General features: G+C 40.7%; 13 protein-coding genes. 5 read left to right on the top strand and 8 right to left on the bottom strand.

Going from position 1 to position 12,034, the window contains the following annotated elements:
- Window positions 1-45: 45 nt before the first annotated feature.
- Window positions 46-363, bottom strand: a complete 318-nt coding sequence (locus ACN6MY_RS22715; RefSeq protein WP_419882168.1) for an iron-sulfur cluster biosynthesis family protein — start codon at window positions 361-363, stop codon at window positions 46-48.
- Window positions 364-530: 167 nt separating this feature from the next.
- Between ACN6MY_RS22715 and ACN6MY_RS22720 the strand changes: the two genes are divergently transcribed.
- Window positions 531-977, top strand: a complete 447-nt coding sequence (locus ACN6MY_RS22720; RefSeq protein ID WP_071352499.1) for a MarR family winged helix-turn-helix transcriptional regulator — start codon at window positions 531-533, stop codon at window positions 975-977.
- Window positions 978-1,097: 120 nt separating this feature from the next.
- On the opposite strand, the gene ACN6MY_RS22725 is transcribed toward ACN6MY_RS22720, so the two are convergent.
- From ACN6MY_RS22725 to ACN6MY_RS22750, 6 genes are all read right to left on the bottom strand, one after another.
- Window positions 1,098-1,520 (bottom strand): organic hydroperoxide resistance protein, encoded by a 423-nt coding sequence (locus tag ACN6MY_RS22725; protein ID WP_419882169.1) that lies wholly within the window; start codon window positions 1,518-1,520, stop codon window positions 1,098-1,100.
- A gap of 257 nt (window positions 1,521-1,777) precedes the next feature.
- The gene (locus ACN6MY_RS22730; RefSeq protein ID WP_419884259.1) at window positions 1,778-2,725 is read right to left on the bottom strand and encodes a glycerophosphodiester phosphodiesterase; all 948 of its coding nucleotides are present in this window, start codon (window positions 2,723-2,725) and stop codon (window positions 1,778-1,780) included.
- 381 nt (window positions 2,726-3,106) lie between these two features.
- A complete protein-coding gene (locus ACN6MY_RS22735) occupies window positions 3,107-4,147 on the bottom strand; it encodes an oxidoreductase (RefSeq protein ID WP_419882170.1) in 1,041 nt (346 codons plus the stop codon).
- Between the two features lie 62 nt (window positions 4,148-4,209).
- Window positions 4,210-5,157 carry an aldo/keto reductase family protein gene (locus tag ACN6MY_RS22740; protein WP_419882171.1) on the bottom strand — a complete coding sequence of 316 codons (948 nt, stop codon included), beginning with the start codon at window positions 5,155-5,157 and terminating at the stop codon, window positions 4,210-4,212.
- A 160-nt stretch (window positions 5,158-5,317) separates the two neighbouring features.
- Entirely contained in the window at window positions 5,318-5,932 is a 615-nt protein-coding gene (locus tag ACN6MY_RS22745; RefSeq protein ID WP_419882172.1) for a PH domain-containing protein, read from the bottom strand.
- A gap of 63 nt (window positions 5,933-5,995) precedes the next feature.
- Entirely contained in the window at window positions 5,996-6,514 is a 519-nt protein-coding gene (locus ACN6MY_RS22750) for a GNAT family N-acetyltransferase (protein ID WP_419882173.1), read from the bottom strand.
- Window positions 6,515-6,651: 137 nt separating this feature from the next.
- Here ACN6MY_RS22750 and ACN6MY_RS22755 point away from each other — a divergent pair, with 137 nt between their 5' ends.
- From ACN6MY_RS22755 to ACN6MY_RS22770, 4 genes are all read left to right on the top strand, one after another.
- Entirely contained in the window at window positions 6,652-7,488 is an 837-nt protein-coding gene (locus ACN6MY_RS22755; protein ID WP_419882174.1) for a class I SAM-dependent methyltransferase, read from the top strand.
- A 396-nt stretch (window positions 7,489-7,884) separates the two neighbouring features.
- Window positions 7,885-9,981: an EAL domain-containing protein gene (locus tag ACN6MY_RS22760; protein ID WP_419882175.1), complete on the top strand. Its 2,097-nt coding sequence runs from the start codon at window positions 7,885-7,887 to the stop codon at window positions 9,979-9,981.
- Between the two features lie 432 nt (window positions 9,982-10,413).
- Complete coding sequence (locus ACN6MY_RS22765; RefSeq protein WP_419882176.1) at window positions 10,414-10,758, top strand: PadR family transcriptional regulator; 345 nt, start codon at window positions 10,414-10,416, stop codon at window positions 10,756-10,758.
- Window positions 10,755-11,093 (top strand): DUF1048 domain-containing protein, encoded by a 339-nt coding sequence (locus tag ACN6MY_RS22770; protein ID WP_419882177.1) that lies wholly within the window; start codon window positions 10,755-10,757, stop codon window positions 11,091-11,093. Before ACN6MY_RS22765 ends, ACN6MY_RS22770 begins: the two co-directional genes overlap by 4 nt.
- Before the next feature lie 535 nt (window positions 11,094-11,628).
- Here ACN6MY_RS22770 and ACN6MY_RS22775 read toward each other — a convergent pair.
- Window positions 11,629-12,027, bottom strand: coding sequence for a VOC family protein (locus tag ACN6MY_RS22775; protein ID WP_419882178.1), 399 nt, complete (start codon window positions 12,025-12,027; stop codon window positions 11,629-11,631).
- Between the last annotated feature and the right edge of the window lie 7 nt (window positions 12,028-12,034).

Consider the following 12,034-nt stretch of genomic DNA (forward strand, 5'->3'; position numbering starts at 1 on the left):
TTACAAAAAAGGGAAGATAAACAAAAAAAGCCTGAATAAAAGGCTTTAGCTGTTTTTATGATTTAGCTGCAGATTATAGCGATAGGTTTCTTCATCCGAAGAAAGCTTATAGCCGAGGGCTGGACTGTAGTCTAGGGAGATTTTATGATAAAGATGCTTTTGGCTTTCCTTCGAAATCAAAACTGGAATTCCCTCCGTAATGAATAAGTCATCTTGTGGTCCTTTTTGGTCAATGCGCAGATCATGTTCTGCATATAAAGAACAACTGCCCACAAATATGGCTTCAATCCTGACTCCTTCATTTTCCTTAAATTCAATAATCTTTAATTGGGCTGCGGCAGCCGGTTTGATGATAACCTCCATGCCCTTCACCTTCCTTTATTTTGTGTAATAAGTATATACCCAAAATTTGAGCCAGCTATCATGTTAATCTCCTTATTGAATAGCGAATTATTTTATTAAATGGCCAATAGCGGTTATAGTAGTAATTAAGTGGTCAATGAATAAGAAAATAAAAAGATGGTGACATAATGTCTGATAATTTCGAACAACTAAAGCTGGAAAATCAGCTTTGCTTTCTTCTATATGCCAGTTCCAGGGAAATGACGAAGCAGTATAAGCCCTTGCTCGAAGAACTGGACGTAACTTATCCCCAATATCTCGCTCTTCTGCTGCTATGGGACCAGGAAAAGCTAACGGTGAAAAAAATGGGAGAACTGCTTTATTTGGACTCCGGTACTCTGACTCCTATGCTAAAGAGAATGGAACAGAATGGGCTGCTACAAAGGAAACGTTCTCCCGAGGATGAACGCTCAGTAATCGTCGGGATTACAGAAAAAGGAATGCAACTCAAGCAAAAAGCTGCCTCCATCCCCGGCCGCATCTTTGAATTGAGCGGGAACAGCGAGGAAGAATACACATCCCTAAAAGCTTCTCTTTTTCAGCTGCTGAATATGCTGCATAAAAATAATGAATAAGTAAATTGCCCGTCGGTCAAAGTTGTATCGTTCTGGCAGCACGAAATAAGGTATCGAAAAATATCCTCTCTCACTTTCAATGAAGAAGGGTGCCTGGTTAAGGCACCCTTCTTCATTGTATTAGATAACTTCCAGCACTGTTTCAATATTACCTTTTGTCGCCTTGGAATATGGACAGAATGCATGTGCTTTATGCACTAGCTCCTCTAATTGACCCTTTTCGATCCCGCTGCCTTTCACCTGCAATTTTACCGCTAATTTAAATCCTTGATCCGTTTCATCTTTTACAAGACTCACGTTAGCAGTTACTTCGGATTCAAAGGAGACTCTTTCTTTTCTGGCAATCAGCTGCAGCGCACTGTCAAAACATGCAGAATATCCAGCAGCAAAAAGCTGCTCAGGATTTGTAGCATCAGGAATTTTTTTCTTCCTTGGAGTGCCCGGCATAGCGATATCTAATGTTAAATTACCTTCCGATGATTCCACTCTTCCCTCACGTCCGCCAACAGCAGTTACAGATGCAGTAAATAATGGTTCAGTCATAATATAGTTCCTCTTTTCGTTTTTTTATTTTAATTGTGTACAATTAAATTTTACAAAACTATAAGTAAAAATTCAAGCCTTTTTTTGATACTGAATTCTCGTCTGCTGTTTCACTGCAGATATTCACTTTTCGAAGATAGTTCCGGAGCATCCACAACCCGCAGAAGTCTTGGCCTTCGGCTTCAATCAGCACCGTACAATGTACTTTAAAAAACCAATAAAAAAAGCTGATCTTTTCAGAGATCAGCTTTTGGTATTTATTTTCTTTGTGAATGTTCTTTTTCATTATCGTTTTCTTTCTCAGCATTAAATTCCTTTATAGCGTCATTAAAGCGGTCCGTAAAATTGGTAAATACTCCGTTCACTCCCCATTCGAGCGCTTTTTTCATATCAGCTTCATCATTCACGGTATATGGATGAATAAATAAGTGGTGCTTCTTTGTTTTCTCCACATATTCCTTGCTGATGCCATTAAAACTAGGTCCTATCCCAATGGCGTATTTTTTGATCCCTTCAAGCTCATCATCCGTGATGACAGTTGGCTTGCTGTAGGATAAAAGCTGGATCAGCGGGATTTTCCTGTTCATTTCATGTACTTTCAGCAAGCTTTCCTTGCTGAAGGATTGTATAAGAACATGGCTTGTTTTAGGGTTTTTACTTGTAAGCTTGTATTTTTCCAGGAGCTGAAGAAGCTTTTCTTCCATACCCGGATATACATCAGGAGACTTCGTTTCTATATAATAGTTGGAATCACTTCCAAATTCCTTAAGTATTTCTTCCAGTGTCTGTACCTTTAACCCTGCATATCCAGGCTTTGCATATTGAGGATATTTCTTATTGAACCATGAGCCGGCATCCAGATTTTTAAGCTGCTGCAGTGTAAAATCCTTTACCGCTCCTGTTCCATTCGTTGTGCGGTCCACTGTTTCATCATGCATGGCAACCAGCTGGCCGTCCTTGGTCATTTGCAGGTCAATCTCAATATAGTCACCCTTCAATTCCTTGCCTAACTGATAGGAAGGAAGAGTATGCTCCGGCGCATAACCTGATGCCCCCCTGTGAGAAATGGTAATCACTCTATTTTCATACACTGGTGCAATGTTGTGTTTTTCGTGTTTTTCATGTATTTGGTGAGCGGAAGCATGAATACCTGCCGCCTGAAAAATAAAGCCTGCACTCATAATAAGCAATCCTGCCTTTTTCATCGTTTTTTTCAATTTCCTCTCTCCCTTCCATTGATACCCCCATTGTAATAGAAACATGTTAAGTGGAAGTGAATATCCTGTAAATGCAAAGCATGATAAGGAAAACAGGAAATTTATACTAGAAAACGCAAGACGGCATCATTTATGAAATGCAAACATCCGGGAACAAAGTCCTTTTTTTCGTCTTTTTCGTTAAAAAAAACTTCATCTGCCTGCTTCCTATTTATTAAGCTCTCCTAAAAACTTTACAATCATTTATGCAGCTGACAAATAAAATTCAAATTGAAAAGCTATCATAAATTCAGGGCAGATAGCATGAGTGGCTATCAAAGCATTTGGCGAAGGCGGGGCCATTGCACTTTTCCATCCTCACTCGAGCTATCATGATAGTGGCTTGATCACAGGATTTTCAGGGTTCAGCCCATTTTCGAGAATTTCCATAACGGTCATGATATCGTCATCACTGACTAATTTCTTTTGACCGCTGGCAATGGTGCTGTACATGGTATCATATACCATGCCATAATCTCCTTTGGGCGAGGCAATTTTTTGTACTTTGTCTTGCCCGGACCCATCCAGATACGTGGCCTCTCCGTACATATCAGGTTCATCCTCTCCAAACCCTTTATCCTGCGGGGCCTTCCCTTCTTTCAGAAACTCCTCCTGCCTGTCCATTCCATATTTAACAAAACTTCCATTTTTGCCGTGAAGAATAAAGGAAGGGTAAGGACTCTTGACTAGATGATTCGTTTTAACAATGTATTTGAAATGATCGTAATAAAGCTCCGCATGATAATAATCATTAGGATTATGGTGGGTGCGTACTGAACGGATATCATAGTACACCGCACGCGGTCTCCCGAACAGAGAGACAGCCTGATCAATCAAGTGAACACCAAGCCCATACCAAACCCCGTCATAGCGGCTTCCTTTCTGATCAGGAGCATGGGGGCGGAAATAATCAAAATGAGATTCTATTTCAACTATGTCACCTGTATATCCGTCCTCAAGCACTTTTTTCATCGCCAGAAAATCACTGTCAAATCTTCTATTTTGATAAGGCATGATGACCAGGTTTTTTTCCGCTGCAAGATCCAGAAGCTCCCTTGCTTCTTCAGCTGTTTCGGTAAAAGGCTTCTCCACCAGAACGTGCTTTCCATGGGCGAGGCACAGCTTTGCAAAATCATAATGAGTGTCTGGCGGCGTGCAGATAGAAACCAGCTGGATTTCTTCATCAGAAAGCAACTGATGCAGATCATCAGTAAATTCTATTCCATGGCCTTTATACTGGTTTTCCTGCTCTTCCTTTTTGCTTCTCTTATATATCATTTTGACTTCCAGATTTCTTCTAATTAAGACATATGGCAGATGATAGCGTGTTACACTTTTGCCGAACCCGATAAATCCGATTTTCAGCGTCATGATAAGCCCTCCAAAAAATAAAATACAGCCAGGGACGATCGATCATCTCCCGGCTGCTTCGTTCATTGCAGTATTGTATCAATTTTTTTTAGAATTTCATCTGGTAAATGTGCCTCAACCGCTTTTGCGTTTTCCTCGACCTGCTCTGGCCTGCTTGCTCCGATCAAGGCACTGGCAACGTTCGGCTGCCTCAGGATCCAGGCAATCGCAAGCTGTGATAAGCTAATGTCCAGCTCCTTCGCTGTTTTTTCAAGTTGCTCTACCTTCAGGAGCACCTCATCAGAAAGAAGCCGTTCCATAAACATATTGGCTTTCGGGTCACTTGCCCTGCTTTCATCCGGCAGGTCACCGCCTCTTTTATATTTCCCGGTCAGCACGCCTTGTGCAAGCGGAGAAAATACAATCTGGCTGATGCCGCTTTGTGAGCTGACTGGAATGATTTCTTTTTCAATATTACGGTGGAGCATGCTGTAATTTGGCTGATTGACAACGATTCTGTCCAGCAGGTATCGATCTGCCGTTCCAAGTGCAGCCTGAATTTGCTGAGCTGTCCATTCACTTACCCCTACATACAGCACTTTACTCTGGCGTACCATATCATCAAGTGCACGAAGCGTTTCATCAATCGGTGTTTCCGTATCAAACCTGTGGCAGTAATAGATATCCACATAATCCAGCTGAAGCCGTTTCAAACTGCCATGCAGCTGTTCGAAAATATGCTTTCTTGATAGACCTTTGTCATTTGGCCCATCCCCCATCGCTCCGAAGACCTTTGTTGCCAGCACATAGGACTCCCTCGGATACCTGCGCAAGGCCTCTCCTACAATTTTTTCTGCTTCTCCCCTTGCATATACGTTGGCCGTATCAAAGGAGTTGATGCCTAAGCTGTAGGCAGCTTCGATTGTTGAAACCGCTTTATTTTTTTCGGTTGAATTGCCATATGTAAGCCAGCTTCCTAAGCTGATTTCGCTCACCTTTAAGCCAGTCCTTCCCAGTCGGCGATACTTCATCTGCTCTTTCCTCCACTCTCTCTAATTGATTATATATTTTAAATATTATAATAACACCAGGAGGATTAATAGAAAAGCAAAGCAGCTTCAGATTTTCAATGCTAAATAACACTTGTTTCATGACTGAAAAACCCATTCTGCTGGAATGGGCTTCTTTGAATCAATTATTGATATATTTCTCAAAAACTTCTCCATAATCCTTGATATGGTACTGTTCGTGGACACTTGTCATCCAGGTAAAGCCAAAATCAGTCAGGTCTCTATATGTATCTGCCAATTTATGATCTTCCGTTCTCGAGTTTTGCAGGATGTTCACAGCTTTGTCCAGGCTTTGGGAAGCCATATCAATAAAAAGACTGTTTTCATAGGATAATTCAGAAATGCGGAGAAGGGATTTATAGAGATCCTTTAATTGTTCGATCTGGTCTTTGCGGACGTCTATGTCGAATTGTTCCTTGCCCGCCATGAATTTGATTTCAACATCCATATCAATCTTGCCGGCAGTTTCTAAGAACACACTGGAAATTTTATGCTGTAAATAAGGATACCGCTTCAGTACTCTTTTAGAAGACACAGCATTCGCGCCATCGACATGAATGATTGCTAGATTGGTAAAACAATATTCATCTGCTTTAGTTTTGATTAAGAAGTATATTTTCTCGTTATCTTCATGCATAACATAATCATCAGCATCCGTTTTATCGTAATCAGAAGGGGCAATAATTGTACCGATATCAGATAATCCCAGTGCATCAGCAGCAATTTTCTTAAACATCGTATCATCCTCTCAACATTTCATCATTGTGCTATCTAATTTTATCATATAACAATTCCATATTTATACCAATTTTTCACTTTCGGGTTCTTTTAAAGGTCGATGAAAAACAAGCTCCTCCCCCGACTCTCCAGCAAATTTAATTCCATTATCCTTAAATCCGCACTTTTCATATAAATTACGGGCCGGAATATTAGTATGATGTACGGTCAGAAGAATTTCATTTTTTTGAGGTATCATCTGTTTTACGAATCCAGGCAATAATGTCATCGCCTGCACCGCTATTTTCCTCCCCTGATAGCGCTGATCAATGGAAAAAGAATTAAAGATCACCGCTTCTTCATTCCCCGTATAGACATTCGCCTCTGTTCCATAATCTAAAATAAAAAATCCAGCTGGCATCTCATCCTCAGTTATAAGAACAGCCAGGTTATCCTCACCGTCCCTGCATACTTTTACGGCATCAGCAGGCATGGATGTGTATATGGCCTGTTCAGCCGGAAGGACATACTGAAGGAGCGCCGGAAAGTCACCCTGCTCATACACCTTTAATTTCACCATTCCGTTTCCATCCACATTCATCTAATCGCCTCCGTTTACTTTTCATTTGGCCCCGCCTCGAATTCTAGGCGGCACCAAATACTAATCCATCAAAAAAGGAATTAAGCCCTTCGTTCGAGAACTATTTTAATGTCCGAAATACAGAAGAGGTGATGTAAATGGAGCAAAACACACTGGATAAAATCACAAAATGCATGCTTACAAATTCAAGTATACAGAAAGTCCAGACGGAGCACCGGATTAAGCTGGCTCAATTTTGGGGAATAAAAGAAGGCAGCCGGGTGCTCGAAATTGGCTGCGGCCAGGGAGATACCACAGCAGTACTTGCCTATCTTGCCGGGGAAACAGGCTTTGTGCATGGAGTTGACATCGCTTCTCCTGATTACGGAGCGCCGGCTACACTTGGAGCCTCTGCTGATTTCCTGAAAAAATCATATCTTGGAAACCGGATTACATTCGACTTTGAAACTGATGTATTATCTCCCGGCGTGGATTTTCCGGATAACTACTTTGACTTTATCATCCTGTCGCACTGCTCCTGGTATTTCAAGTCATCCGGAGAGTTTTCAAGTGTGCTTAACCGGTCCCGCAAGTGGGGAAGGCAATTATGCTTTGCCGAGTGGGATGCAAGAATTACCTCAATAGAGCAGTACCCCCATCTTCTGGCTATCCTGATACAAGCACAGTATGAAAGCTTTAAGAATGATAGTGACTCTAATGTGCGGACGCTATTTACTCCTGATGATGCTAAGCGTATTGCCAGGGAAGCCGGCTTTACGATTCAGAAAGAAACCTCACTATTTTCACCTGGGCTGCAGGATGCCGAGTGGGAAATTGATTACCTCTTACAAGAATATCACGGTGAGATGTCTTTAATCGATGAAATGCCGGACAAGCTTAAATCACTCATACACTCTGAAGTGAATTTGCTGCAGGAGTCCATTAAGCACCGGCAAGTAAAACCAATGTCCATATATGCATGTACTGCGGAATAGCCTTCGTGTTTTATCACGAACGGCTTTTTTTAGTTAATCCCCCTAATCCATATTTGATTCATTAAAATTATTCATAATAGGAAAGAATTGCCGATACTACTAGATAAGAAATAAAGTTAAACCGCCAATAGAAAAATAATAAATCCTTCCACACTCAAATTATGTAATTCATATATTCTATATTCTTTGCTCTGTTAAATTTGCCTGTTGATTTTCGCTCCAGAAGCTTAGCGGCCGGGGGGCAATCGCCGGGCCTGTAACGTTGATTCTCAGGGGCCAAGCGAATCCGCCCCAACCAACAGTGTACAGATACTTTAAATCCTATTTTATAAAATCACCAGAATAGGAAGCTTTATAGACCGCTATACTCATTGTAACTGTAAAGGATGCGACCATATGACTGCTAAAGCTTCACTGCCATCAGATCGTTTGTTTGATGTTTATCAATCTCTTTTTGATTATAATCCTGACGCGGGCTATGCGCTCGATATGGAAGGAAATTTTGTACTTGTTAATGATTCAGCTGTTAAACTTGTCGGTTATTCAAGCAAAGAAATGCTTTCGATGTCCTTTGTTTCGATTTTACCGAAAAATCAGATTGATCATACCCTTCAGCATTTTAATAGTGCCTTAAAGGGAAATCAGGAAAGATTTTACACGGCCATTCAAACAAAAAACAAGCAATATAAAGAACTATGCGTGATTGCTTTACCGATTTTTAACAACTCCAAAATCACTGGAGTAATCGGAATAGCTAAGGATATTACAGAAATAAAAAAGACAAGGCTGGAATTAATCAAGTCCCGCAGTCAGATGGAAAGCATATTTAATAGTGTGGATATTTGCTTATGGTCATTTGACCTCGGCATGAAAAGGCTATTAAATATTTCTCCTGCCTGCTTAAAAATATTCGGGCTCTCTCAAGAGGAATTCATAAAGAATCCTATTCTGTGGAGGGAATTCATTCATCCTGAGGATATGGATATGGTTAGCCGGAAACAAGCTGCGCTTTATGAGGGAACTTCGATTGAATACGAATATCGGATCATTCATCAGGATGGATCCGTCAAATGGATAAGTGAACGTACTATTCCCATGCGTGATCACATTGGCCGAATTGTCCGTTTTGAAGGTGTGGTCATTGATATAACACAGCGTAAGATGGCTGAAGAACACCTGCATCATATGGCGTACCACGATACATTGACCGGACTTCCGAACAGGCGGCTGCTCAGCGAGCGAATCGAATCAGGCCTTGCAAAGGCGAAGCTGAAGCAGGAAAAAGTTGTTTTTATGTACCTTGATCTGGATCATTTTAAATTTATTAATGATTCGCTTGGCCATGACCTTGGTGATGAGCTGCTCCAAGTCATAGCCGGACGGGTAAAAGGCTGTTTACGGAAACAAGATACGCTATCACGCCAGGGCGGTGACGAGTTCGCTATAATTCTCGATGATATCGATTTAAAAGAAGCCTTTGAAATTGCGGATACGTGCCTGAATGTCATTTCAAAACCCCTTTTGCTTCGTGACCAGGAATTTTTATTAACTGCCAGCATTGGAATCAGTGTTTTCCCTTATCACGGCCAGACGGCTGAACATCTGATCAAACGGGCTGACCAGGCTATGTACCAGGCAAAAGGCACTGGCAGGAATAACTTTAAGCTATACAAAGAGGAAATGGAAACTGGCCTGACAAGAAGAGTTTTAATCGGCCAGAGCTTTCATAGAGCTTTAACTAATCACGAATTCTCTTTGCACTATCAGCCAATCGTTAATGTTGAGGAACGCAGGATTATAGGCTTTGAAGCGCTGATCCGGTGGCAGCATCCTTCCCTTGGTTTCATTCCGCCATCTGAATTCATCGAATTATCAGAAGAAACGGGTATGATTCTCCACATTGGAGCGTGGGTTCTCCAGACAGCATGCCGGCAAATCAAGGAATTGGAACTAAAAGGATACAGCAATCTATATGTCTCTGTTAATGTATCGGCACGGCAATTTGAAGAAGCCTCCTTCGTAAAGCAATTAATGGACTTGCTTCAGGAAAACCGTCTGAATCCGAGCCAGCTGAAAATAGAGATTACTGAAAGCACCGCCATGACAAATGTGCTGGATATCATTCATAAAATGAATGAACTGCGGTCAATCGGTGTCGAGATTTCCATTGATGATTTTGGCACCGGATATTCCTCCCTAAGTTATTTGAAGAGCTTTCATATCCATACACTGAAAATTGACCAATCGTTTATAGCGGATATCCTGCTTGATTCCAACCAGGAAGCCATTGTCAAGGCCATAACCGCGATGGCTGCCAGCTTGGGAATCAAAACCGTGGCAGAAGGCGTCGAACACCTCGATCAGCTAATATTTTTGTATTCTATAGGCTGTACCCAAATGCAGGGTTATTTTTTCAGTAAGCCCCTTCCTTTTCCCCAGGCAGAAGAACTGCTCGCATCCGGCAAAGATTTATTTAAAAATTTTCCTGTTTAACTAATGTATGAAGCAGGATACAAACTTAGTAAAAACGAAGCACGAATGAGATCCAGTGCAAGCCAAAAATATTCAGCATGCGATTAAACTGGCAGCATGAGAGGGAGCGGATTATTTCCGCTCCTTTTTGATTTGCTGGTTTGTCACTAAAAATAGAATGGCCGTAAAATATATTGCATCAACAGAGCCAACTTTTTTTCGAAATATTATCAAAAATAAGCCCTGAGATCATTTATTTGAAATTGACTAAAGTCTAAGCTGCCAAATTTGATAAAAATACCTATGCCTTTTTGGCGAAAATTTATTGACAATCACCACTATTTAGTAATACTATATACCAGTAGTAAGTAATACTGAATATCAGTGCCACAAAATACCTGTGCTGCTGAGTACTAAAAAAATACTAAGTGAAATACAACTGGAGGAAGAATTTTGGAAAATATTACAGAAATGCTGAAAGGGGTGCTTGAGGGCTGTGTGCTTGAAATCATCAGCCGCGGTGAAACTTACGGCTATGAAATCACTCAGCAGTTGCGGGAACTTGGCTTCAATGATGTGGTTGAAGGTACCGTTTATACGATTACCATGCGGCTTGAGAAAAACAATCTGGTGAACATCGAGAAAAAACCATCCACCATGGGACCGCCCAGAAAATTTTACACGCTCAATACAGCAGGTCGAGACCAGCTTGAATTATTTTGGAAGAAATGGGATTTTGTATCGAGTAAAATTTACGAACTCAAAACTAAAATAAAATTAAAAGGAGAACTAAAATGAGTATTATTAAAAAAATTATCGGAAGTCTGGATGACAAGCGTGAATGGAAAGAGATAGAGGCACGCGGGAAGGCACTTCCAAGTGAGTACCGCAACGCATACAACGCTATCAAAAAATATATGTGGACCGCTGGCGGCCCCACTGACTGGAGTGACGTCAGCCGTATCTTTGGAGGCATTCTCGATCTCTTCGAGGAAGGTGCAGCGGAAGGCAAGAAAGTCACTGACCTTACGGGTGAAGACGTGGCCGCTTTTTGCGACGAATTAGTGAAGGATACGAAAACCTGGAAGGACAAATATCGCTCGAAGTTGAATGATACGATTGGCCCCGGCTAAGCGGCTAACGGAGCAAACCCAAAAAATATCGCTCGAAGTTGCTCCGTAGTAAAAGTGGGACATCACAACACTTGGAAGAAGCACTGGCAGATTGTATCGCTAATGCTCCTCTTGCTGAGCGGTTAGGCACTAGCAATAGCAACTTTTTAAATTAAGAATAAGTTTGTGAAAAAATGTATTCAAACAAACGGGCGCGTTCATGGAATAAGCTCCAAAATTATTACTGGGATTAGCTTAGTTCAAAGGGGACTAGGCTATTTTATTTTTTTTAAAAAAGCACCGCAGATACGGTGCGAATTAAGATTCATTTTACGGAACCTGTTACTGTCAGCAGACAACAAAATAAACCATAAGTTGTCCGCCTAAAAAATTAGACATAATGTAAAGTTAATTATAAATTGTCCAAAATTCACACTGATATAACTCATATTTGGAAAACCAATTTTTAAAAAGATAAAAATAGGTATTACCCTTTTTGAAGTAATATCCCTTTACCTAATGTAGTTTTTTTATTTATTAATTTCCCCTAAAACCTTTACAATGGAAGATTTAGTTGCCATGAAACCCCGAAGCGGTCATTTACCCAACCAAACTTTTTACTGAAACCATAATTGTTTAAAGGCATAAGTGCTTGTCCACCTTCATTAAGTTTTTCATAAAAATTATCAAGTTCTTCTTCAGTATTACAAGCAACAAAGATTGAAAAAGAAGGTGTAAAGGAGAATTGATGTTTTATATAACTGTCAATACACATAAATCCTTGCCCTTTCAAGGTAAAAGTAGCCTGCATTACGGTGCCTTCTGGTCCAGCTTCATTAGCCCCATATCTAACAATGTTTGTAATTTGAGAATCCTCAAAGATGGATGTATAAAAATTCATCGCTTCTTCTGCGTTGCCATCTTGAAACATTAAAAATGGTGTTATCTTTTCCATTTTTATC

This window comes from Peribacillus sp. B-H-3 (genome assembly GCF_048572925.1).
Classification (GTDB): Bacteria; Bacillota; Bacilli; order Bacillales; family DSM-1321; genus Peribacillus.